This window comes from Belnapia sp. F-4-1, from assembly GCF_000802185.1.
Taxonomy (GTDB): domain Bacteria; phylum Pseudomonadota; class Alphaproteobacteria; order Acetobacterales; family Acetobacteraceae; genus Belnapia.
The window spans coordinates 4,540,513-4,560,569 of sequence record NZ_KN676113.1; the positions used below are offsets into that span (position 1 = coordinate 4,540,513).

A 20,057-nucleotide genomic window follows, 5' to 3' on the forward strand; every position below is an offset into this window, starting at 1 on the left:
GGAGGATCGCTTCCATGCCCATCGCCCGCCGCGCGCTGCTTGGCGCCGCCTCCGCCGCCCTCGCCACGCCTGCCCTGCACGCGCAGGGTGTCACGGTGCGGATGGGGGCGCTGCGGCTGATCCATTCCATCGCGCCCTATCTCTACGAGCGGTTCCAGCCGGCGGGGATGCGGATCGAGGTCATCCCCTTCGAGAGCCCCACCGAGGGCAAGAATGCCGTCGTGACGAAATCGGTCGATTTCGGCGCCTTCGGCATCGCGGCGGGCATCCTCGGCGCGGCGGCGCGGGAGCCGGTGGCGGTGGTCGGCTCCTGCTGCGACCGCGGCATGGCGGTGGTGGCGAAGAAGGAGAGCGGCATCGACACGCTCGCCGGCCTGCGCGGCAAGCGCGTCGGCATCTGGCCGGGCTCGACGCAGGAGGTCTTCATCCTCGAGCGGCTCAGGATGGAGGGGATGACGATCCGCGACGTGCAGGCGGTGCGGGTCTCCTTCTCCGAGATGCCGATCGCGCTGGCCCGGGGCGATGTCGATGCCTATGTCGGGGCGGAGCCGGGGCCGGGCGTCTCCATCGCATCGGGCATCGGGAAGATCGTCGAGTATCCCTATTCGACGCCGATGGGCTCGCTGAACATGATCTTCGCCGCGCATCCCGAGACCGTGGCGCAGCGGCCGGACCTCGTGCGGGCGATGCTGAAGGTGCACCGGCAGGCGAGCGAGTTCGGCATGGCGAACCGCGACGTCACCATCGAGACGGCGGTGGCGAAGCTCGGCATGCGGCGGGACGCGCTGGAGGTCAGCCTGCCGAATGTCGAGCTGAACTGGCAGATGACGCTGGAGATGCTGAGCCGCGCCAAGACCTATGCGGAGCAGATGCTGAGCCTGAAGCAAATCCGCGCGCTGCCGGACTTCGCCAGCTTCTTCCAGCCGCAATTCTCCGACGAGCTGGCGAAGTCGGCGGCATGACGGCGCTGGCGGTGCGCGCCGCCGCCTCGCGCCAGGCGCTGCTGGCGGTGGCGGCGCCGGTGCTCGGCCTGCTCGCCTGGCATGTGGCGACGAGCGGGCCGGGCTATCACCTGATCCCGCCGCCCTCCGATGTCGCGGTGCAGTGGTGGGACCTCGCCTTCGGCGGGGTGTGGGACGACCTCTATTCGGCGACGCTCTGGACCCATACCGTCGCCAGCCTGAGCCGGGTCTATGGCGGCTTCGCGCTCGCCGCTCTCGTGGCCCTGCCGATGGGGATGCTGATCGGGCGCATCGCGGTGGTGCGGGACCTGCTCGACCCGTCCTTGCAGATCCTACGGCCGATCCCGGTGACGGCCTGGCTGCCGCTGGCCATGATCGTCTTCGGCATCGGGCCGAGGAGCGCCTTCTTCCTCGTCTTCCTCGGCGCCTTCTATCCGATCCTGCTCAACACGGTCTTCGGGGTGCGCAGCGTCGAGGGGCGGCTGTTCGAGGCGGCGGCGATGCTCGGCGTCGGGCGGCAGGCGATGTTCTGGACGGTGGTGCTGCCGGCCTCCCTCCCCTCCATCTTCACGGGGCTCAGGTTGGGGCTGGGGTTTGCCTGGGTGGTGATCGTCGTCGGGGAGATGACCGGGGTGCAGACCGGGCTCGGCGCCATCATCATGGAGGCGCGGCAGCTCTCGCGGACGGAGATCGTCATCTCGGGGATGGTGACGATCGGGGTGCTGGGGTTCCTCTCCGACCGCGCCGTGCAGCTGCTCGGGCGGCGGCTGCTGCGCTGGAGTCCGCAACATGGGTGAGGTGCTGGAGAAGCCGGCGGCGGCGGGGACGGTGCTGCCGATCCTCGACATCCGACATGTCGACAAGCGCTTCGCCTTCGGGGCGGAGACGATCACGGCGCTGTCCGACGCGACGCTGCGGATCGGCAAGGGCGAGTTCATCTGCCTGATCGGGCCCTCGGGCTGCGGGAAATCCACGCTGCTGCGGATGATCGCGGGGTTCGAGACGGCGAGTGCCGGATCGCTGCTGATGTGGGGGAAGCCGGTCGCCGGGCCGGGGCCGGACCGGGGGATGGTGTTCCAGGATTACGGCCTCTTCCCCTGGCTGACGGTGAGCCAGAACATCGCCTTCGGCCCCATCGCGCGCGGGCGGCCGAAGGCGGAGGCAGCGGCGACGGCCAGGCGCTTCGTCGAGATGGTGGGGCTGACGCGCTTCGCCGATGCCTATCCGCACCAGCTCTCGGGGGGGATGAAGCAGCGTGTCGCCATCGCGCGGGTGCTCGCCAACGATGCCGAGGTGGTGCTGATGGACGAGCCCTTCGGCGCGTTGGATGCGATGACGCGGGAGCGGCTGCAGGAGGAGCTGCTGGAGATCTGGGCGCGCGCGAAGCTCAGCATCATCTTCGTCACCCATGCGATCGAGGAGGCGATCATCCTCGCCGACCGGGTGGTGGTGATGTCGCCGGGACCGGGGCGGATCATCGCCGACGAGCGCATCGCCCTGCCCCGGCCGCGCGACCCGACGGGGGTGGAGTTCAACGCGCTGCGGCGGCATCTTTCGGGGCTGCTCGGCAGCCATCACTAGGGGTTTCCGCCATGACCTATGACCCGTTGCCGTCCTTCTGGGCCGGCGCCAGCAAGGCCGAGCGCAGCGCGGCCTATGACAACAGCACGGCGGTGACGGACAGCCCGGCGCTGATCGCGGCACGGAATGCCGAGGCGGCGCCGTTCCGCGCGGCGAGGCCTGGGCATCTCGACCTGCGCTACGGGGCGACGGAGCGGACGGCCTGGGACCTGTTCCCGGCGAAGGACCCTGCGGCGCCCTGCCTCGTCTTCATCCATGGCGGCTACTGGCAGCGGAACCGGCGGGAGGATTTCTGTGCCTTCATGGCGGGGGCGCTGGAGCGCGGCTGGTCGGCGGCGCTGCCGGGCTACACGCTGGGGCCGGAGGCCTCGCTGACGCAGATCGTAGGCGAGATCAAGGCGGCGCTCGATTGGCTCGCCGCGCATGGGAAGGAGCATGGGATCGCGGGGAAGGTCGTGGTCTCCGGCTGGTCGGCGGGTGGGCACCTGACGGCGATGGCGCTCGACCATCCGCTCGTGGCGGCGGGGCTCGCCATCTCGGGCATCTTCGAGCTGGCGCCGATCCGGGATACCGATCTCGATGAGAAGCTGCATCTGACCGAGGCGGAACTCGCCACGCTCTCGCCGATGCGGCTGCCGGTGGTGCAGAAGCCGCTCGCCATTGCCTATGGCAGCGCGGAGCTGCCGGAGCTCATGCGGCAGTCGCGGCATTTCCACGGGCTCAGGGCCGAGGCGCATGCGCCGGGGGCGCTGATCCCGGTGAGCGGGGCGGACCATTTCCGCATCCTCGAGGCGCTGAAGGCGCCGGATGGCGAGCTGCTGCGCGCGGCGGACGAGCTGTTGAGGTTCGGCTGATGGTGCCGGCGGCTTTCACCTTCGCGGCGCTCGGCGAGTTCTTCGCCCGGGGCGGCAGCCCGATGGCGGTGGCGGAGGCGGCGCTCGCGCGGATCGCGGCCTGGGACGACCCGGCGCTGTTCCTGACGCGGGTGCCGGAGGAGGCGGTGCTGGCGCGGGCCAGGGCGCTGGCGGCGGAGGGGCCTCGCGGGCGGCCGCTCTTCGGCCTGCCCTTCGTGGTGAAGGACAATATCGATTGCGCGGGGCTGCCGACGACGGCGGCCTGCCCGGACTATGCCTATACGCCGGCGGCGGACGCGCCGGCGGTCGCGCGGCTGCTGGCGGCGGGGGCGGTGCTGCTGGGGAAGGTCAATCTCGACCAATTCGCCACGGGGCTGAACGGCACGCGGAGCCCGCATGGCACGCCGCGCAACCCGGTGGTGCCGGAGTGTATCCCGGGAGGTTCCTCCTCCGGCTCGGCGGCGGCGGTGGCGGCGGGAATCGCGGCCTTCTCGCTGGGGACGGATACGGCGGGGTCGGGGCGAGTGCCGGCCATGGCCTGCAACATCGTCGGGTTGAAGCCGAGCCTCGGGCTGGTGCCGACCGCAGGAGTGGTGCCGGCTTGCCGGTCGCTCGATTGCGTGTCCGTCTTCGCGCTGACCGTCGCGGATGCCTCTGCCGTGCTGGAGGTGATGGCGGGGGTGGCGGGGGGGGATCGGTATGGGCGCCCTGCCCCGGCCGGCTGGCAGGCGGCGCCGGCGGGGCAGCTCCATTGGCGGCTGGCGGCGCCGCTGCCGGGGCAGCTGGTTTTCGACACGGCGGATGATGCGGCGCTCTATGAGGCGGCGCTGGCGCGGCTCGGGCCGGTGGAGCGGGTGGATATCGCGCCTTTCCTGGCCATCGCGCAGCGGCTCTATGACGGTGCCTGGGTGGCGGAGCGGACGGCGGCGCTGCGGGGCTTCCTCGCCGAGCGGCTGGGGAGCGTGCATCCGGTGACGCGGGGCATCCTGGAGGCGGGGCTTGGCAAGCTCACCATCGATGCCTGGGACGACTTCCATGCGGCGGCGGAGGCGCGGCGGCGGGCGCAGGTGCTCTTTGCCAGTGTGGATGCGCTGGTGCTGCCGACGGCGCCTGGGGTGCCGACGCTTGCCGATCTTGCCGCCGAGCCGGTGGCGGCGAATAGCCGGCTCGGGACCTATACCAACTTCGTCAATATCTGCGACCTGGCGGCGCTGGCGGTGCCGGCGGGATTCCGCGGCGATGGGCGGCCCTTCGGCGCGACGCTGGTGGGGCCGGCCTTTTCCGAGGCAAGGCTGGCGGGGCTGGGGGCGGGGCTGCATGCCGGCGCCGGGGTCGGGCTGGGGGCGCTGGGCGGCGTGGTGCCGGCGGCGCCGGAGCCCCCTGCCCTTGCCGCCGACGAACTGCCGCTGCTGGCGATCGGGGCGCATATGGCGGGACTGCCGCTCAATCCGCCGGTGGTGCGGCATGGCGGGCGGTTCCTCGGCGAGGCGCGGACGGCGGCGGTCTATCGGCTGCACGATCTCGGCGGCAGGCCGGGGATGGTGCGGGTCGGCGAGGGTGGCGTCGCGGTGGCGGGCGAGGTCTGGGCGGTGCCGGCCGCTTCCGTCGGGCCGTTCCTCGCGGAGATTCCGCCGCCGCTCGGCTTCGGACGGGTGGAGATGGCGGACGGGTCGCGGCCGCTCGGCTTCCTCTGCGAGGCGGCGGGCGTCGTGGGGATGCCGGATATCTCGGCGACGGGTGGATGGCGGGCTTATCTGGCATCGAAGGAGCGGGCGTGATGGAGGTCGATCTTCCGGAGGTGCTAGCCGAGATGCGGGCGGCCTTCGCCGAGTATGAGAGGGCGCTCGTCACCAATGACGTGCCGGTGCTGCAGGCGCTGTTCCGGCGGGATGCTCGGACGCTGCGCTATGGGCCGGCGGAATGCCTCTATGGCTGGGAGGCGATCGCGGCCTTTCGCAGCACGCGCTCGCCGGTCGGGCTGGCGCGGGAGCTGGAGAATACCGTGATCACCACCTTCGGGCGCGACTTCGCCGTGGCCAACACCGAGTTCGTGCGTGCGGGGAAGCGCGGGCGGCAGAGCCAGAGCTGGGTGCGCTTCCCTGATGAGGGCTGGCGTATCGTCGCCGCCCATGTCTCGCTGATGGGTTAGCCCTTGAGGTAGGTCTCCGCCGCATCGGCGAGGATCTGGCAGCAGAGCGCCAAATCCTCCTCCTTGGTGTCCTCGGCCCAATGGTGGCTGATGCCGCCGATGGAGGGAGTGAAGAGCATCGAGACGGGCATGACGCGGGCGATGTATTGCGCGTCGTGCCCGGCCCCGCTCGGCATGCGCTGCCAGAGGCCGGGGGCGTGGCGCTCCGCGGCGGCATCGAGGGCGGCCATCATCGCGGTGTCGCAGGGGGCGGGGAGCGACTTGCTGACATTGACCAGCGTCGCGGTGCAGCGCTCGCGGCGGTTGCTTTCCTGCACGCAGGCGCGGAGGCAGGCCTCCATGCGATCAAGCGTCGCCACGTCGATGTCGCGGAACTGGAAGAGGATGTCGGCGCGGCCGGGGATGATGCTTGGCGCGCCAGGCTCGACCGCGATGCGGCCGGTGGTCCAGGTGCTGCGCTCGCCGCAGGCCTTCGGCATCTCCCCGTCGATCATGGCGAGCAGGCGGACGGCGGCGAGGCCGGCATCGCGGCGCTCAACCATCGTCGTGCCGCCAGCATGGTCCTGCATGCCTTCGATGGTGATGCGCCACTGCCAGATGGCGACGATGCCGGTGACGACGCCGGCGCGGAAGCCAGCCTTCTCGAGCTGCGTGCCCTGCTCGATATGCATCTCGAAGAAGCCCTTGTGGCGGCCGGGCTCCAGCTGCATCCGCGGCTTGCCCGCAAGGCCGGCGGCGGCCAGCGCCTCGCGCAGCGGCGTGCCGTCGTTGCGGCTGCGGCTGCGGTCGATCTCCTCCTCCGGCAGCGCGCCGATGATGGACTTGCTGCCGAGGAAACCGCCCTCGAAATGCCCCTCCTCATCGGCGAAGGCGGCGACGTCGACGGGCAGACCGGCGCGGGCGAGCGCGAGGGCGGCCATGACGCCGAGCGCGCCGTCGAGCCAGCCGGCCTGGTTCTGGCTCTCGATATGGCTGCCGGCGAGGAGGTGGGGCCCCGGGCCGCGGTGGCGGCCATAGACATTGCCGATGCCGTCGATGCTCGGCTCCAGCCCGACCTCCGCCATGCGCTCCATCAGCCAGCGGCGGCTTTCCATGTCCTCGGGGGAGTAGGTCGGGCGGTGGACGCCGGTCTTGTAGGCGCCGATCCTGCGCAGCTCGTTGAGGTCGCGGAGGAAGCGGTCGGCGTCGATCTGCGGCATGGTGGTCCCCCGTTGCGGCGCGGCATGCTGGCGCCGGATCCGGAGGCGCGCAACCGGGCGGCGACGCGCCGAGTTGGCCCGCGGCGACGGCATCGGCCATGCGGGTGGCGGTGCGGCGTGGCGTCTGCCTGCCGCTTGGGCAGGCGCTGTCTCAGGGTGCCGATTTCCCGCTGCCGCGGCCTTGCCCAGGTCGGGGGCAGCCGCAACCATCGGCCCCCTGCCGCAGGAGAACCACCGATGACCGCCTTCGCCCTGACGCGCCGCGCCGCGCTGGCCGCGCTGCTCGCCGCCCCGGCCCTCGCGCCGGCGCGGGCCCAGGGCTGGGCGCCGAGCCAGCCGGTGCGAGTGATCATTCCGTTCACGCCCGGCGGGACGATGGACCCGGTGGTGCGGATCGTGCAGAACCTGCTGACCCAATCCCTCGGCCAGCCGGTGGTGATCGAGCACCGGCCGGGCGGGGCGACGGTGATCGGCACGCAGGAGGTGGCGCGCTCCGCCCCCGATGGCCACAGCATGATCATGATTGCCAACAGCTTCGCGGCGAACGTCACGCTGCGGCCGAGCATGCCCTACAAGCCGCTGACCGATTTCGCGCCGCTGGTGATGGCGACGGTCGTGCCGCATGTGCTGGTGGTGCACCCTTCCGTCGCGCGGGATTTCGCCGGCTTCCTTGAGGCGGGGCGGAAGCCCGGGGCGGGCCTCGCCTTCGGCTCCTACGGCATCGGCACCTCGAACCATCTCGGCGGCGGGCAATTCCGCGAGGCGGCGAAGCTCAACGCGACGCATGTGCCCTACAATGGCGCCCCGCAGGCAACGACGGACCTGATCGGCAACCGGCTGCAATTCATGTTCGCCAACCTGCCCGACGTGATCCAGCCGGCGCAGCTCGGGCAGATGCGGGCCATCGCCATCTCGGCCGAAGCGCGGGTCAAGGAACTGCCGGAGGTGCCGACGATGGCGGAGCTCGGCTTCCCGCTGGTGCTCTCCGACAGCTGGTTCGGGCTGATCCTGCGCGCCGACGTGCCGGCACCGGCGCGGGCGCGGCTGGAGGCCGCCTGGATCGAGGCGCTGAACCGGCCGGAGGTGAAGGGGCGGCTGGAGGAGCTGGGCTTCAGCGTGCTGGCCCGGCCCGGCGCGCAATTCGGCGAGGAGATCCTGCGTTATACGAAGACCTATGCGGAGGTGATCCGCGCCAACGGAATCAAGGTGGAGTAAGGGGATGGAACCGCTCGAGCACATCTTTCCCGAGGGGCAGCACGAGGTCCCGGCACCGCTCTCGCCGGCGGTGAAGGTCGGCAACCTGCTCTTCGTTTCCGGCATCCCGGCCTATGCGGCGGATGGGACGCTGGCGGTCGGCGACTTCACGGCGCAGATGACGCAAACCATGGCGAACATCACCGGCATCCTGGCCGCGGCGGGCGCGGGATGGGACCGGGTGGCGAAGGTCAATGTGCTGCTGACGCGGCGCGAGGACTTCGCCGAGATGAACCGGATCTACGCCGCGCACTTCCCCGAGGGAAAATACCCGGCGCGGACCACGGCCATCGTCTACTCGCTGCCGCGGCCCAATTTCCTGCTGGAGATCGAGTGCATCGCCGTTCTCTAGCTAGTCGTCGATGATCGCCACCGCCCGCGTCCAGCCGGCGGAGCCGCGATGGACCTTCACCGGGAAGCAGACGACCTGGAAGCCGTCCGCCGGCAGGGCTTCGAGGTTGTGCAGCTTCTCGAGATGCGAGTAACCGATCTCGCGGCCGGCGCGGTGGCCTTCCCAGATCAGCGAAGGGTCGCCGCCCTCGGCGATCTTGCGCTTCGTGTGGCTGAAGGGGGCGTCCCAGGACCAGGCATCCGTGCCGACCAGGCGCACGCCCTGCTCCAGCAGCCAGAGCGTCGCCGCCTTGCCCATGCCGCAGCCGCGGTCGATGTAGTCATCCTCGCCATAGCGGGTGCCGGCGGCGGTGTTGACGACGACGATCTCGAGCGGTCGCAGCTCATGGCCGATGCGCTTCAGCTCCGCCTCGACATCGCCGGGCTGGACGACATAGCCGTCCTCCATGTGGCGGAAGTCGAGCTTCACGGCCGGGTTGAAGCACCACTCCAGCGGCACCTCGTCGATCCGCCAGGAGGGCTCGCCGCCTGGGACGACGCGCTCGTTCATGCGGGAGAAGTAGTGATAGGGCGCGTCGAGATGGGTGCCGTTATGGGTGCTGATCTCGACGCGCTCGACGGCGGCATACTCGCCGTTAGGCAGGGCGGAGACGGGGACGCCCATATAGGCCGCCATGCGCGGGGCGGACATGTGGTGGTCGACATAGTCGATCTTCGGCAGCATCTCCGGCGGGTCCGAGCGGATACCGGCCTTGAGGGGCACGGAGATGTCGATGAAGCGGCGGGCCATGCTGGTGCTCCCTAGAAAAGCGAATAGCCGCCGTCGATGACGAAGCTGTCGCCGGTGTGAAAGGCGCTGGCGGCGCTCATCAGGTAGACGCCGATGCCGCCGAAATCCTCGCCCGTACCCCAGCGGCGCATCGGGACGCGGGGCAGGACGTTGCCGGCGAATTTCGGGTCGGCGACGGAGCGGGCGGTCATCTCCGTCTCGATCCAGCCGGGAAGGATGGCGTGTGCCCGGATGCCGTGGCGGGCCTGCTCAACCGCGAGGGCACGGATCATCGACACCATGCCGCCTTTGGACGCGCCATAATGCTCGTTGCGGGCCGCGCCCTCGATCGCGGCGAGCGAGGCGGTGCCGACGAGGACGCCGCCCTTGTCGCCGGACTCGCCGCGGGCGCGCATGTGCCGGACGGCAGCGCGGAAGGTGAGGAAGGCACCGGTGAGGTTGACGCGCAGCACGCGATCCCATTGTTCCTTCGTACGCTCGACGAAGGGGCCGGAGCGCCCGCCGGAGATGCCGGCATTGGCGAAGCAGCCATCGACGCGGCCGAGCTGCGCCAGGGTTTCGGCGAAGGCGGCCTCGACCTCGGCTTCCTCGCCGACATCGCAGCGCAGCGCCAGGATGCGGCGGCCGGTAGCGGCGAGGCGGGCGCTGGCGGCCTCGTTCTTCGCCTCGTTGGTGCCCCAGATGGCGATGTCGGCGCCGGCCTGGGCCAGCGCTTCGGCCAGGCCGAGGCCGATGCCGCCATTGCCGCCGGTGACGAGCGCCACCTTGCCTGTCAGGTCGAAGGGCGCGTAGGCCATGCTGGATTTCCTCCCAGGGATAGGGTCGGCAGGTTGCACCCTCCGCCGGGGGGCGCCAAGGAGGCCCATCATGCCGCAGATCACCTTCCTCCTGCCCGATGGAGGCACGCAGACCCTGGAAGCAGGGGATGCGCCGACGGTGATGCATCTGGCGATCCGCCACGACCTGCCGGGGATGCCGGCGGAATGCGGCGGGCAGCTCGCCTGCGCGACCTGCATGGTCGATGTGCCGGAAGACTGGCGCGGGCGGGTGCCGGAGGCCTCGCCGGATGAGCGGGACATGATCGAGGACAGGATCGGCAGCCTGCCGGAGGGGCGGAGGCTCTGCTGCCAGATCGCGGTGACGCCGGCGCTCGACGGGCTCGTCGTGCGCATCCCCGAGCGGCAGGGCTGAGGCGATGGGGGAGCAGCCGGAAATCGTCACGCTCGGGACCAGGTTGGTCTACGAAAATCGCTGGATGCGGGTGCGGGAGGATGCGATCCGCCGGCCGGATGGCTCCGAGGGCATCTATGGCGTGGTGGAGAAGGCGGATTTCGTCGCCGTCCTCGCGCGCGAGGCGGATGGGGCGGTGCACCTTGTGGAGCAGTACCGCTACCCGATTGGGCGCCGCGTCTGGGAGCTGCCGCAGGGGGCCTGGGAGCAGGTGCAGCGGGCCGACCCGCTCGATGTAGCGCGGGGCGAGCTGCGGGAGGAGACCGGGTTGGTCGCGGCCCGGATGACGTATGCGGGGCATTTCTTCCAGGGCTATGGCTACTCGACCCAGGGCTGCCACGTCTTCCTCGCCGAGGGGCTGAGCCAGGACGAGGCGGCGTTGGAGGCGGAGGAGCAGGGGCTGGTGACGCGCTGCGTTCCGGCTGCGGAATTCGAGCGCATGCTGCGCGACGGCGAAATCGCCGATTCGACGACGCTCGCCGTGGTGGCGCTGCTGCGGGCGCGGGGCCTGATCTAGAGCGGTTTCCGTTCGCACTGGCTCACGGAGCCCGCTCTAGCCTGTTGTTTTGCGAGCAAATATCTCCGATCAGATGATTCCATCCGAACGGAGTCTGCTCTAGCGCAGGCCGGGCAGCAGCGCACCGATGTCGATGCTGTGTCCCATCGCCAGGTAGCCAGCGCGGTTGGGGTGGAGGCGGTCGCCGGGGCCACCGGTGGTGCTATCCGGCACCATCTCGGGGCGGATGCCGCCAGTCGCCGAGTCGAGGGTGGCGGCGTCGAAGTCGATCACCGCGTCGAACAGGCTACCGTGGCGGATGAAGTCGTTCAGCGCACGGCGCTTCTCGTCCTGCTCGCGGAAGCCGTGGGGCTGGCCCTCGGTGCTGAGCGCGGAAGTCAGCGTGGCTCCGATCACCCGCACGCCGGGCAGGCCGGCACGGATGCGGGCGACGGTGTCGCGCATCGCGGCCTGCACCGTCTCGACGCTCGCATTGCCGTTGCGGCTGAAGTCGTTGATGCCCTCGAGCCAGATCACCGTGGTGACGCCGGAAAGGGAAAGCACGTCGCGCTCCAGCCGCTGGCCAGCGGCGGGGCCGCCGGGGAAGTGCCGCTGCGGCGAATATTCGGCGGGGCCGGCGACCTGGTTGCCGCCGATGCCGGCATTGACCACGGCGGCGCGATTGCCGAAGCGGGCGACAAGGCGGCGGTTGAGCACGTCCGGCCAGCGGTCGTCGCCGTTCAGCGTGCTGGCGGTGCCATCGGTGATGCTGTCGCCGAAGCAGAGCACGACGGGCGTGCCGGCGGGCGCGCGCACATCGAGTGCGTCGAGGAAGAACCAGCTCGTCGTGGTGAAGGAAAAGGCCCCCTCGCCTTCCTCATGGCCGAGCGAGCCGGCGCCGGGTGGCGTCGCGTAGGAGGTCTGCAAGGCCTTGGCATGCCAGGTCATCGGCCCGCTCTCGCCGACGACATGCAGGCTGACGGCGAGCTTGCGTCCCTGCATCGTCCCGGCGCCGGTCTCCGGGACGAAGGCCAGGGTGACCGGATCGCTCCAGGCGCTCTCGCCCGGCGGCAGGGTGAGCGAATCGCGGCCGGCGAAGCGGACCGGCTGGTTGCTTCCGGGGACCAGCGTGGCGCCACCGAGCTGAAGGCCGATCTGGACGCCGTCCAGCGTCACCGGGCGGGTGCCGAAGGCGTTGGAGAAGCGCAGGCGGACCTCCTTTCCCCAGAGGCTCGGGCGCAGGACAAGGCGGAGGGTCTGGTCGCTCGCGCCGCGTGCCGCGTCGGGAAAGGCGAAGCGCTGGTCGGGCTGGGCGGAGGGATTGCCGGTGGGATAGGGGCCCTGGACGGAGGCGGCCCAGCTCGTCGCCCACCCTTGGGCCCCCGCCGGCATGGCGAGACTCATGGCAACGAGCAGCGCGGCGACGAGGTGCATTCGGGTCCCTCCCTGAGCGTGATCGCCGGAGGCTGGAACGGCCGAAGACGTCCATCACGCGACAGGATACAGGATGGAGGATGATTCGTGATCCGGCGAGCACGGATGATCCCCTGGCGCAGCGGCCAGTCCGCGGAGCAGCCGGGGGTGGTCCATCCAGTCACGTGGGGAGGCGGCCGAAGACGGTCTCGGCCTCGATCCGGGCGACATCCGTCGGGCGGGCAAAGGGCGCGGGCGGCGGATCGCCCTTGGTACGGGGGCGACCGATGCGGGCGAAGAAGGTTTCCAGCCCGCCAGGCAGGATAAGCCAGAGCAGGGTCAGCGGCCCCTGCCCGGTATTGTGGAAGCTGTGTGGCAGGCTGCGAGGAAGGAAAAGGCAGGTGCCGGGCCGCATCGGATGGGCCGCGCCGGCGAGGCGGGCTTCGCCCTCTCCCTCCTGGACCAGGATTACCTCCTCATGAGCGTCGTGCAGATGCTCGCGGATGTGGCAGCCGGGGTCCACCGTCTGGGTCCCCATGGAGAATGGGTTCTCGGCTCCGGTCACGGCGGGGTCGAGCAGGCAGCGGACGAAGCCGTTGGCGGGGACGGGCTGCCAGAAGCCTGGCGCCTCGCCGGGCTGTCGGATCACGAGGCGGGCGGTGGTCTTGGACATGGCAGGGCTCCTCCCCGCCATGATCCAGGGGGCGGGTACGGGCGTCCAGCGCCTCAGCGCCAGCCGCGGTGGTAGCCCCCGCCATAACCACCGCCGTAATAGCCACGGTTGCCGTAACCGCCGCCGTAATAGCCGCGGTTGCCGTAGCCGCCGCCATAGGCGTAGCGCGGCTGACCGCCATAGCCGTAGCCAGAGCCCTGGTGACGGTAGCCGTAGCCGCCCGTATAGGCGACGCAACCGCCGAGGCTGGCAGTGAGGGTAAGCAAGGCCAGAATCTTCATCAACCGGCGGGCCATGGCGACCTCCCTGGAGGAATGGCGGTTGGGGGCGAGCCTTCCTCCTTGCATGACATGAAAGACAGGAACCATGGCCCGAGCGCGGCCGGGAGGGGACGGTTTCGTGGCAGCACGGCCTTGTTTCCGCCATGCCGCGCTGGGGCCCGCTCAGGCCCGGCCAAGCAGGCCGGCAAGGGTGACGGCGAGCCGGTCGCCGAGGCCACGGGTCGGCGGAATGGCCCGGCCGCGGGCAAGGCGGCGAAGGTCGCGGCGGGCCAGCACCAACGGCAGGGCGGCGGCGACAGCCCCGCGGGGCGGGTGGGGGCGGAGGGCCTCGGCCTGACGAAGGCCCCTCCCCGCCAGGGTGGCGATGACCGGGGCGGCGGTGGTTGGGTCGGCGATCACCTCCTCGGCAGTCAGTCCGGCGGCGGCGAGGGAGTCGGCCGGGAGCAGGCAGCGGCCCTGGCCGGCCAGCGCGGCGGTGCTGCGGAGGATGCCGGCGAGTCCGTAGGCGGCACCGGCCTCCTGCAGGGCGGCGAGCACGGGGCCGGCGGCACCGAGCAGGCGGCCGGCAGTGACGGCGAAGCCGCCGGCACTGGCGCGGCAATAGGCGGCGAATGCGGCCTCGGTCGGGATGCCTTCCTCCTCCGCCTCGGCCTCCCGGGCATCGGCCATGGCCTGGAGGCTGTCCGGGTCCAACAAGCCGGCGGTGATCGCCGCATGCAGCGGGCCTGCCACCTCGTGACGGCGGGGGGGCTTGCCGGCCGCCGCCTCCTCCACGGCGTCGCGCCACCATTGCAGGCGGATCAAGGCGATCATCGGCGTGCGGGCGGCCTCCCGCGCCCGGGCCAGCTCATGGTTGTAAGCAATCAGGGTGAAGATCGCCTCCCGCCGCTCCGCCGGCGCGAAGAGCGCGCAGAGGAAGCGGTCCGGGTCATGCGCACGGGCGAAGGCGCCAAGGGGGGAGAGGGTATCGGGCATCGCAGGCTTCATGCCCGCTTGCTTGACGGGCGGGAAGCCGCCGCCTAGCTCTCGCCCTAGCTCCCGGGCCTGCCGGGTGCCGTAGCCCACACAAACGGGAGATATCCAATGGCCTTCAGCCTGCCGCCGCTGCCATACGACACCAGCGCGCTCGCCGCCCAGGGCATGTGCCAGGAGACGCTCGAGCTGCACCATGGCAAGCACCACAACGCCTATGTGACCGCGCTGAACGGGCTGATCGAGAGCAAGGGCCTCGCCGGCAAGTCGCTCGAGGACATCGTCGCCGAGGCGGGCAAGGCCGGGGCCGATGGCCTGCCGGTGCTCAACCAGGCGGGGCAGCACTGGAACCACATCCTGTTCTGGCAGGTGATGTCGCCGAAGGGCGGTGGGGACACGCTGCCGGGGACGCTGGCCGCGAAGATCGACCAGGATCTCGGCGGGCTCGCGCAGTTCAAGGAGGCCTTCAAGCAGGCCGGCGTGACACAGTTCGGCTCCGGCTGGGCCTGGCTGATCGTCGGCGCCGACGGCAAGCTGAAGGTGACGAAGACGCCGAACGGCTCCAACCCGATCGCCACCGGCGAAGGCACGCCCATCCTCGGCGTCGATGTGTGGGAGCATGCCTACTATCTCGACTTCCGCAACGTGCGGCCGAACTACCTCGACAACTTCCTCAACAAGCTGGTCGATTGGGAAGTTGTCGAGACGCTGCTGAAGAATGGCGGCCTGAAGTCCGGGCAGTCGGCCTAAGACTGCGGTAACGACCCGGTCTCAGCGCAAGGCTGAGACCGGCACCACCACGGCGAAGCGGTCGGCCAGTTCGGCAAGCGCGATGCGGTGGATCTCGGCGCCGCTGAGGGCGGGGCCGCCGAGCGGGTCCGGCAGGGGGCGGGTCGCCGCGGCATCGCCCGCGATCGTCACCCGGTAGCCGAGGTCGAGCGCCGCGCGGGCGGTGCTGCTGATGCACATATGGGTCTGGAAGCCGGCGAGGATCATCTCCTTGCGGCCGAGCGCGGCCAGCGCCTCGCCGAGGCCGGTCTGGGCGAAGGCGTTCGGCAGGGGCTTCTCGATGACCTGCTCGCCGGCCTGCGGCGCGGCTTCGGCGACGATGGCGCCGCCTTCCGCCTCGCGGTCGAAGAGGCTGCCAGAACGGCCCTTATGGGCGATGTGGATCACCGGCGTGCCGACGGCGCGGGCAGCGTGCAGCAGGGCCGCGAGGCGTTCGAGCGCGGGCTCGATGCCCTCCAGCGGCAGCTTGCCGGTGCGGTACTCGCCCTGGGCATCGACGACGACGAGGACGGCTTCGGCGAGAGGCGGCGGGTTGAGCGGAGCGCCCGCCATCTGCAGCAAGGTCTTTGGTTCGGACATCGGCGGTTCCTCGGTTGTTGGACGATCATGCCAAGATGGGGCCGGTCTGACCTCTGCCGAGGGCGCAGGACGCTTCCCCTAATCCGCGAATACCGGAGGCCGGGCGAGGCCAGGGGCGAAGCGGCCGAAGGGTTCGGCCAGCCCCTCGGGCCAGCGGGCGTGGCGGGAAGGGGCCAGGTAGACCGGCTCTCCATCGATCAGCAGCAGAAGGAAAAGCTGCTCGGCCTGCCAGTCGAAGGCAAGGAAGAGGCCGCGGTCACCCTCCCTCCCCCAGCCGACCAGCCAGCGTTCGGCGACCAGGGCGACCGGGGGGCCCGGCAGGCGCAGCCCCTCATAGACGGATTGCTGGCGGCCGCGGGCGGCGCCGCGCAGGGACAGGGAGACGGCGGGCTCGGCGGCGAGCTGGACGAGCGTGCCGCCCTCGGCGCGGCGGGTGCCGGGCTCGGCCGCGAGGCCGGGCGCAGGCAGCAGCAGCGCCGCCAGCGCCCGGCGCGGGATCAAGCCTTGGGCGCCTCGGCCCCGATCGGCTTCAGCACGTCGCCGATGGTCTGGCGCAGCACGCTGACGCGGACATTGGGGGCGATCTCCACCTCCACCTCGTCGACGCCCTCCTTCACGGTGACGACCTTGGCGATGATGCCGCCGGCGGTCAGCACGCGGTCGCCGCGCTTGAGCGAGGCGAGCAGGGCGCGGTGCTCGCGCTGCTTCTTCTGCTGCGGGCGGATCAGCATGAAGTAGAAGACGCCGAAGATCAGCAGCAGCGGCGCGAGCTGGGTGACGAGCCCAACGGCGCCGGCGGCGTCCTGGGCATAGGCGGGGGAGATCAGCATCCCGGGCGATTTCCTTGTTGGGCCGGCTTGCCGTATGCGGCGGGCGCAAACTAGCTTTCGCCCCCCGCCCGTCAAGCCTCCCCCGTATCGGCTCCTCCTGACTGGAATACCCCATGGACACCGCCCTGCTCGCCCGCATCGCCGAAGCGCTGGAGCGCCTGGCGCCGCCGCCGCCGCCCGCGCCCTCGCTGGAGGGGGCGGATGCCTTCGTCTGGCATCCGGAGCCGGTTGCGCGGCTGGCGCCCGTGCCGAAGGTGGCGCGGGTGGAGATCGGGCTGTTGCAGGGCGTCGACCGGCAAAAGGGCATCCTGCTCGAGAACACGCTGCGCTTCGCCCGCGGCTTCCCGGCCAACAACGTCATGCTCTGGGGCGCGCGGGGGATGGGGAAGTCCTCCCTCGTCAAGGCCGCCCATGCCGCGGCGCTGGCGGAGCGGGCGGGCAGCCTCGCGCTGATCGAGATCCAGCGGGAGGATATCCGCAGCCTGCCGGCGCTGCTGAACATCCTGCGCGGGCAGGCGCGGCGCTGCCTCGTCTTCTGCGACGACCTTTCCTTCGAGCGGGAGGATGCCGACTACAAGGCGCTGAAGAGCGTGCTCGATGGCGGGATCGAGGGGCGGCCGGGCAACGTGCTGTTCTATGCGACCAGCAACCGGCGCCACCTGATGTCGCGCGACATGATCGAGAACGAGCGCAGCACCGCCATCAACCCGGGCGAGGCGGTGGAAGAAAAGGTCTCGCTCAGCGACCGCTTCGGGCTGTGGCTCGGCTTCCACAATTGCGACCAGCCGACCTACTTCGCCATGGTCGAGGGCTATGCGCGGGCGCTCGGCCTTGAGATCGGGGAGGATGAGATCAGGCGGCAGGCGAATGAGTGGTCGGTGACGCGCGGCGGCCGGTCGGGGCGGGTGGCTTGGCAGTTCATCCAGGATCTGGCGGGAAGGTTGGGGGTCGCCGCCTGACCGGTCGAGGAGGGCGCGCCCTCCTCAAGCTCCGCTCGCCAAGGGCCGGTTGAACCTATCGGTTCAGCCCCTTGGACCCTTAAATCAGGCGATGCGGTCGAGGCCGCCCATCCAGGGGTGCAGCACCTCCGGTACGGCGATGCTGCCGTCGGCCTGCTGGTGCGTCTCCATCACCGCGATCAGGGCACGGCCGACGGCGACGCCGCTGCCGTTCAGCGTATGCAGGAAGACGTTGCCCTTGCCCTCGACAGGCTTCATCCGGGCATTCATCCGCCGGGCCTGGAAATCGCGGCAGTTGGAGCAGGAGGAAATCTCCCGCCATGCCCCCTGCCCCTGCAGCCAGACCTCGAGGTCATAGGTCTTCGCCGCGCTGAAGCCGGTATCGCCGGCGCAGAGCACCACGCGGCGCCAGGTCAGGCCAAGCTCGGTCAGCACCCGCTCCGCGCAGCGCGTCATCCGCTCATGCTCGGCCGCGCTGTCCTCGGGGCGGGTGACGGAAACCATCTCCACCTTGTGGAACTGGTGCTGGCGGAGCATCCCTCGCGTGTCGCGCCCGGCGCTGCCGGCCTCGGAGCGGAAGCTTGGCGAGAGCGCGGTGAAGCGGAAGGGCAGTGAGGCTTCGGGGACGATCTCGTCACGGACCAGGTTGGTCAGCGGCACCTCGGCGGTCGGGATGAGGTAGCGGCCGTCCGTGGTCTTGAAAAGGTCTTCCTCGAATTTCGGCAGCTGGCTGGTGCCGTACATGGTGGCGGCGTTGACCAGGTAGGGCACCGCGGTCTCGGTGTAGCCGTGCTCCGTCGCATGGAGCGTCAGCATCCACTGGCCGAGGGCGCGCTCGAGCCGTGCGAGCGCACCGCGGAGGACGGTGAAGCGGGCGCCGGCCAGCTTGGTGGCGGCGGCGAAATCCATCAGGCCGAGGGCTTCGCCGAGCTCGAAATGCTGCTTCGGGGTGAAGTTCGGGCGGGGCGGCTCGCCATGCTGGTGGAGGACGACGTTGTCCGACTCGTCGCGGCCGTCGGGGATGTCCGCGTCGAGGATGTTGGGAAGGATGGCGAGCCGGTCGTCGATCTCGAATCGCTGGGTCTCGAAGGCTTCGAGGCGCTGGCGCAGGTCGCGGGCCTCCTCCTCCAGCGCGGCGGTGTCCTCGCCCTTGCGCTTTCGCATGCCGATCTGCTTCGCCAGCTCGTTGCGGCGGGAAAGTGCTTCCTGCTGACGCGTCAACTCCTCGCGGCGGGCGGCATCCAGGGCGAGGAGTTCGGCGCTTACCGGGGTGAGGCCCCGGCGGGCCATGGCGGCGTCGAACCCGGCTGGGTCGGCGCGAAGGGCGCGGATGTCATGCATGGGTCAGGTCTTCGTCCCGCCATCCTTCTTCCGCCCCATCCAGGTGGCGGCGATGATCGAGATCTCGTAGAGGCCGAGCAGCGGTATGGCGAGGCCCACCTGGCTGATGACATCGGGCGGCGTCAGTACCGCCGCCACGACGAACATGCCGACGATGGCGTAGCGCCGCCCCTTCTTCAGCGTCTCGACGCTCAGGATGCCGACACGGCAGAGCAGCGTCAGCAGCACCGGCAGCTGGAAGGAGATGCCGAAGGCGAGGATCATCTGCATGACCAGCGACAGGTACTCGCTGACCTTGGCCTCGAGCTGGATCGGCAGCGCGCCATCACCCGGCGGCGTCTCGAAGGTGATGAAGAAGTGCCAGGCGAGCGGGAAGATGAAGTAGTAGGCCAGCGCCGCGCCCATCACGAACAGGAAGGGCGAGGCGACGAGGAAGGGCGTGATCGCCCGCTTCTCGCTGCGGTAGAGGCCGGGCGCCACGAACAGCCAAAGCTGCGTCGCCCACATCGGGAAGCTGAAGAAGACCGCGCCGAAGAAGGCGACCTTCAGATAGGTGAAGAAGGCCTCGTAGAGCGCGGTGAAGATCATCCGCCGCTCGCCATGGCCCTGCGCCTGCAGGATGTCGGCGAGCGGGCGGGCGAGGAAGCCGTAGATCTGGGCGGAGAAGTAGTAGCAAACGGCGAAGGCGATGGCGAAGGCGCCGACCGACCAGAGCAGCCGCGTGCGCAGCTCCATCAGGTGATCGAGCAGCGGCATCGGCTTGTCGTCGATGGAATCGTCCGGGTCGCGCGGCACGGGCGTGGGTGCTCAGCTCTGTTGGGTCGGTGGGGCCGGGGCCGGGTCGGCCGGCGGCACGAAGGCGGGCGGGGCCTGCGGTGCGGCGGCAGTGGGCACGGCACTCGGCGGGATGAAGGCAGGGGCGGCCGGGCGCGGCGGCTCGGGTGCCGGCGGGCCGAAGCTCTCGGCGGCTGGCGTGGGAGCTGGCGCGGGCGGCGGCGTGTAGCTCGGCTTCAGCGGGTCCTCGGTGAAGGTCTTCCGGATCGAGCCGTCCTTGTCCACCGCCCTGGTGAGCTCGTCGCGGACGTTGAAGCGGCGGATCTCGTTGATCGACTGCCGCACCTCGTCGAGATTGGCCTCCCGCACCAGCTCATCGGCCTGGCCCTGGAACTCGCTGGCCATGCGGCGCAGCTTGGAGATGCCGCGGGCGACGCCGCGGATGGCCTCGGGCAGGTCCTTCGGGCCGATGACGACAAGCGCCACCACGCCGATCAGGGCAATCTCGGACCAGGCTAGATCGAACATCGTGTCTCCGGCTCCGCCTCGTCGCGCGGGCCGCCTCCGTTAGCAGGATAGC

At 70.6% G+C, this 20,057-nt stretch carries 25 protein-coding genes; 12 read left to right on the top strand and 13 right to left on the bottom strand.

From position 1 onward, the window contains the following. Positions 1–14: 14 nt before the first annotated feature. Genes LH62_RS21410 through hpxZ form a run of 6 tightly spaced genes read left to right on the top strand, consistent with a single transcriptional unit; the run spans position 15 to position 5,546 of the window. Positions 15–962 carry an ABC transporter substrate-binding protein gene (locus LH62_RS21410; RefSeq protein ID WP_043364106.1) on the top strand — a complete coding sequence of 316 codons (948 nt, stop codon included), beginning with the start codon at positions 15–17 and terminating at the stop codon, positions 960–962. Then, entirely contained in the window at positions 959–1,759 is an 801-nt protein-coding gene (locus tag LH62_RS21415) for an ABC transporter permease (protein ID WP_082012712.1), read from the top strand. Before LH62_RS21410 ends, LH62_RS21415 begins: the two co-directional genes overlap by 4 nt. Then, on the top strand, positions 1,752–2,543 hold the full coding sequence (locus tag LH62_RS21420; protein WP_052214773.1) for an ABC transporter ATP-binding protein: 792 nt from the start codon (positions 1,752–1,754) through the stop codon (positions 2,541–2,543). Before LH62_RS21415 ends, LH62_RS21420 begins: the two co-directional genes overlap by 8 nt. Positions 2,544–2,554: 11 nt before the next feature. After that, positions 2,555–3,397 carry an alpha/beta hydrolase gene (locus LH62_RS21425; protein WP_052214774.1) on the top strand — a complete coding sequence of 281 codons (843 nt, stop codon included), beginning with the start codon at positions 2,555–2,557 and terminating at the stop codon, positions 3,395–3,397. Then, positions 3,397–5,175 carry an allophanate hydrolase gene (gene atzF / locus LH62_RS21430; RefSeq protein WP_201445563.1) on the top strand — a complete coding sequence of 593 codons (1,779 nt, stop codon included), beginning with the start codon at positions 3,397–3,399 and terminating at the stop codon, positions 5,173–5,175. The genes LH62_RS21425 and atzF overlap by 1 nt, the downstream gene beginning before the upstream one ends. Next, a complete protein-coding gene (gene hpxZ, locus LH62_RS21435; protein WP_043364111.1) occupies positions 5,175–5,546 on the top strand; it encodes an oxalurate catabolism protein HpxZ in 372 nt (123 codons plus the stop codon). The genes atzF and hpxZ overlap by 1 nt, the downstream gene beginning before the upstream one ends. Here the strand turns inward: hpxZ and LH62_RS21440 are convergent. After that, on the bottom strand, positions 5,543–6,745 hold the full coding sequence (locus tag LH62_RS21440; RefSeq protein ID WP_043364114.1) for a Zn-dependent hydrolase: 1,203 nt from the start codon (positions 6,743–6,745) through the stop codon (positions 5,543–5,545). The genes hpxZ and LH62_RS21440 overlap by 4 nt on opposite strands. A 237-nt stretch (positions 6,746–6,982) precedes the next feature. On the opposite strand from LH62_RS21440, the gene LH62_RS21445 reads away from it, so the two are divergent. After that, on the top strand, positions 6,983–7,960 hold the full coding sequence (locus LH62_RS21445; RefSeq protein ID WP_052214775.1) for a tripartite tricarboxylate transporter substrate binding protein: 978 nt from the start codon (positions 6,983–6,985) through the stop codon (positions 7,958–7,960). Between the two features lie 4 nt (positions 7,961–7,964). Next, on the top strand, positions 7,965–8,351 hold the full coding sequence (locus LH62_RS21450; RefSeq protein ID WP_043364116.1) for a RidA family protein: 387 nt from the start codon (positions 7,965–7,967) through the stop codon (positions 8,349–8,351). Here LH62_RS21450 and LH62_RS21455 read toward each other — a convergent pair whose 3' ends face one another. Both LH62_RS21455 and LH62_RS21460 read right to left on the bottom strand, forming a co-directional pair. Next, positions 8,352–9,140, bottom strand: a complete 789-nt coding sequence (locus LH62_RS21455) for a cyclase family protein (protein ID WP_043364118.1) — start codon at positions 9,138–9,140, stop codon at positions 8,352–8,354. It lies immediately after the preceding gene. Between the two features lie 11 nt (positions 9,141–9,151). Beyond that, positions 9,152–9,937, bottom strand: a complete 786-nt coding sequence (locus tag LH62_RS21460) for an SDR family NAD(P)-dependent oxidoreductase (RefSeq protein WP_043364120.1) — start codon at positions 9,935–9,937, stop codon at positions 9,152–9,154. A 70-nt stretch (positions 9,938–10,007) separates the two neighbouring features. On the opposite strand from LH62_RS21460, the gene LH62_RS21465 reads away from it, so the two are divergent. Further along, positions 10,008–10,331 (top strand): 2Fe-2S iron-sulfur cluster-binding protein, encoded by a 324-nt coding sequence (locus LH62_RS21465; protein ID WP_043364122.1) that lies wholly within the window; start codon positions 10,008–10,010, stop codon positions 10,329–10,331. Positions 10,332–10,335: 4 nt separating this feature from the next. Beyond that, complete coding sequence (locus LH62_RS21470) at positions 10,336–10,887, top strand: NUDIX hydrolase (RefSeq protein WP_043364125.1); 552 nt, start codon at positions 10,336–10,338, stop codon at positions 10,885–10,887. Between the two features lie 99 nt (positions 10,888–10,986). Here LH62_RS21470 and LH62_RS21475 read toward each other — a convergent pair whose 3' ends face one another. From LH62_RS21475 to LH62_RS21490, 4 genes are all read right to left on the bottom strand, one after another. Next, positions 10,987–12,300: a GDSL-type esterase/lipase family protein gene (locus LH62_RS21475; protein WP_043364126.1), complete on the bottom strand. Its 1,314-nt coding sequence runs from the start codon at positions 12,298–12,300 to the stop codon at positions 10,987–10,989. 160 nt (positions 12,301–12,460) lie between these two features. Beyond that, positions 12,461–12,952, bottom strand: coding sequence for a cupin domain-containing protein (locus tag LH62_RS21480; RefSeq protein ID WP_043364128.1), 492 nt, complete (start codon positions 12,950–12,952; stop codon positions 12,461–12,463). A gap of 53 nt (positions 12,953–13,005) precedes the next feature. Continuing rightward, positions 13,006–13,248, bottom strand: coding sequence for a hypothetical protein (locus LH62_RS31635; protein ID WP_201445564.1), 243 nt, complete (start codon positions 13,246–13,248; stop codon positions 13,006–13,008). 147 nt (positions 13,249–13,395) lie between these two features. After that, the gene (locus LH62_RS21490) at positions 13,396–14,208 is read right to left on the bottom strand and encodes a squalene/phytoene synthase family protein (RefSeq protein WP_043366336.1); all 813 of its coding nucleotides are present in this window, start codon (positions 14,206–14,208) and stop codon (positions 13,396–13,398) included. Between the two features lie 108 nt (positions 14,209–14,316). Here LH62_RS21490 and LH62_RS21495 point away from each other — a divergent pair, with 108 nt between their 5' ends. Further along, a complete protein-coding gene (locus LH62_RS21495; RefSeq protein ID WP_043364129.1) occupies positions 14,317–14,955 on the top strand; it encodes a superoxide dismutase in 639 nt (212 codons plus the stop codon). Between the two features lie 21 nt (positions 14,956–14,976). Here LH62_RS21495 and LH62_RS21500 read toward each other — a convergent pair whose 3' ends face one another. The 3 genes from LH62_RS21500 to yajC form a co-directional block, all read right to left on the bottom strand. Beyond that, complete coding sequence (locus tag LH62_RS21500) at positions 14,977–15,573, bottom strand: cysteine hydrolase family protein (RefSeq protein ID WP_043364131.1); 597 nt, start codon at positions 15,571–15,573, stop codon at positions 14,977–14,979. A gap of 78 nt (positions 15,574–15,651) precedes the next feature. Then, entirely contained in the window at positions 15,652–16,074 is a 423-nt protein-coding gene (locus tag LH62_RS21505; protein WP_043364133.1) for a hypothetical protein, read from the bottom strand. Then, positions 16,071–16,403: a preprotein translocase subunit YajC gene (yajC, locus tag LH62_RS21510; RefSeq protein ID WP_043364135.1), complete on the bottom strand. Its 333-nt coding sequence runs from the start codon at positions 16,401–16,403 to the stop codon at positions 16,071–16,073. The genes LH62_RS21505 and yajC overlap by 4 nt, the downstream gene beginning before the upstream one ends. 113 nt (positions 16,404–16,516) lie before the next feature. On the opposite strand from yajC, the gene LH62_RS21515 reads away from it, so the two are divergent. Beyond that, on the top strand, positions 16,517–17,362 hold the full coding sequence (locus LH62_RS21515; RefSeq protein ID WP_043364136.1) for an ATP-binding protein: 846 nt from the start codon (positions 16,517–16,519) through the stop codon (positions 17,360–17,362). An 84-nt stretch (positions 17,363–17,446) separates the two neighbouring features. Here the strand turns inward: LH62_RS21515 and serS are convergent, their stop codons facing one another. Genes serS through tatB form a run of 3 tightly spaced genes read right to left on the bottom strand, consistent with a single transcriptional unit; the run spans position 17,447 to position 20,005 of the window. After that, complete coding sequence (gene serS, locus LH62_RS21520) at positions 17,447–18,703, bottom strand: serine--tRNA ligase (RefSeq protein WP_043364138.1); 1,257 nt, start codon at positions 18,701–18,703, stop codon at positions 17,447–17,449. 3 nt (positions 18,704–18,706) lie between these two features. Beyond that, on the bottom strand, positions 18,707–19,498 hold the full coding sequence (tatC, locus tag LH62_RS21525; RefSeq protein WP_043364141.1) for a twin-arginine translocase subunit TatC: 792 nt from the start codon (positions 19,496–19,498) through the stop codon (positions 18,707–18,709). A 12-nt stretch (positions 19,499–19,510) separates the two neighbouring features. Further along, positions 19,511–20,005, bottom strand: a complete 495-nt coding sequence (gene tatB, locus LH62_RS32540; RefSeq protein WP_052214777.1) for a Sec-independent protein translocase protein TatB — start codon at positions 20,003–20,005, stop codon at positions 19,511–19,513. Between the last annotated feature and the right edge of the window lie 52 nt (positions 20,006–20,057).

Excerpts from the sequence above, each read along its gene's own strand:
- LH62_RS21450 (WP_043364116.1), top strand. The coding sequence starts at position 7,965 with ATGGAACCGCTCGAGCACATCTTTCCCGAGGGGCAGCACGAGGTCCCG.
- LH62_RS21490 (WP_043366336.1), bottom strand. The coding sequence starts at position 14,208 with ATGCCCGATACCCTCTCCCCCCTTGGCGCCTTCGCCCGTGCGCATGAC.
- atzF (WP_201445563.1), top strand. The coding sequence starts at position 3,397 with ATGGTGCCGGCGGCTTTCACCTTCGCGGCGCTCGGCGAGTTCTTCGCC.
- LH62_RS21495 (WP_043364129.1), top strand. The coding sequence starts at position 14,317 with ATGGCCTTCAGCCTGCCGCCGCTGCCATACGACACCAGCGCGCTCGCC.
- LH62_RS21455 (WP_043364118.1), bottom strand. The coding sequence starts at position 9,140 with ATGGCCCGCCGCTTCATCGACATCTCCGTGCCCCTCAAGGCCGGTATC.
- LH62_RS31635 (WP_201445564.1), bottom strand. The coding sequence starts at position 13,248 with ATGGCCCGCCGGTTGATGAAGATTCTGGCCTTGCTTACCCTCACTGCC.
- LH62_RS21410 (WP_043364106.1), top strand. The coding sequence starts at position 15 with ATGCCCATCGCCCGCCGCGCGCTGCTTGGCGCCGCCTCCGCCGCCCTC.
- tatB (WP_052214777.1), bottom strand. The coding sequence starts at position 20,005 with ATGTTCGATCTAGCCTGGTCCGAGATTGCCCTGATCGGCGTGGTGGCG.
- LH62_RS21460 (WP_043364120.1), bottom strand. The coding sequence starts at position 9,937 with ATGGCCTACGCGCCCTTCGACCTGACAGGCAAGGTGGCGCTCGTCACC.
- LH62_RS21425 (WP_052214774.1), top strand. The coding sequence starts at position 2,555 with ATGACCTATGACCCGTTGCCGTCCTTCTGGGCCGGCGCCAGCAAGGCC.
- LH62_RS21470 (WP_043364125.1), top strand. The coding sequence starts at position 10,336 with ATGGGGGAGCAGCCGGAAATCGTCACGCTCGGGACCAGGTTGGTCTAC.
- serS (WP_043364138.1), bottom strand. The coding sequence starts at position 18,703 with ATGCATGACATCCGCGCCCTTCGCGCCGACCCAGCCGGGTTCGACGCC.
- yajC (WP_043364135.1), bottom strand. The coding sequence starts at position 16,403 with ATGCTGATCTCCCCCGCCTATGCCCAGGACGCCGCCGGCGCCGTTGGG.
- LH62_RS21465 (WP_043364122.1), top strand. The coding sequence starts at position 10,008 with ATGCCGCAGATCACCTTCCTCCTGCCCGATGGAGGCACGCAGACCCTG.
- LH62_RS21480 (WP_043364128.1), bottom strand. The coding sequence starts at position 12,952 with ATGTCCAAGACCACCGCCCGCCTCGTGATCCGACAGCCCGGCGAGGCG.
- LH62_RS21515 (WP_043364136.1), top strand. The coding sequence starts at position 16,517 with ATGGACACCGCCCTGCTCGCCCGCATCGCCGAAGCGCTGGAGCGCCTG.
- hpxZ (WP_043364111.1), top strand. The coding sequence starts at position 5,175 with ATGGAGGTCGATCTTCCGGAGGTGCTAGCCGAGATGCGGGCGGCCTTC.
- LH62_RS21440 (WP_043364114.1), bottom strand. The coding sequence starts at position 6,745 with ATGCCGCAGATCGACGCCGACCGCTTCCTCCGCGACCTCAACGAGCTG.
- LH62_RS21445 (WP_052214775.1), top strand. The coding sequence starts at position 6,983 with ATGACCGCCTTCGCCCTGACGCGCCGCGCCGCGCTGGCCGCGCTGCTC.
- LH62_RS21475 (WP_043364126.1), bottom strand. The coding sequence starts at position 12,300 with ATGCACCTCGTCGCCGCGCTGCTCGTTGCCATGAGTCTCGCCATGCCG.
- LH62_RS21415 (WP_082012712.1), top strand. The coding sequence starts at position 959 with ATGACGGCGCTGGCGGTGCGCGCCGCCGCCTCGCGCCAGGCGCTGCTG.
- LH62_RS21500 (WP_043364131.1), bottom strand. The coding sequence starts at position 15,573 with ATGTCCGAACCAAAGACCTTGCTGCAGATGGCGGGCGCTCCGCTCAAC.
- LH62_RS21420 (WP_052214773.1), top strand. The coding sequence starts at position 1,752 with ATGGGTGAGGTGCTGGAGAAGCCGGCGGCGGCGGGGACGGTGCTGCCG.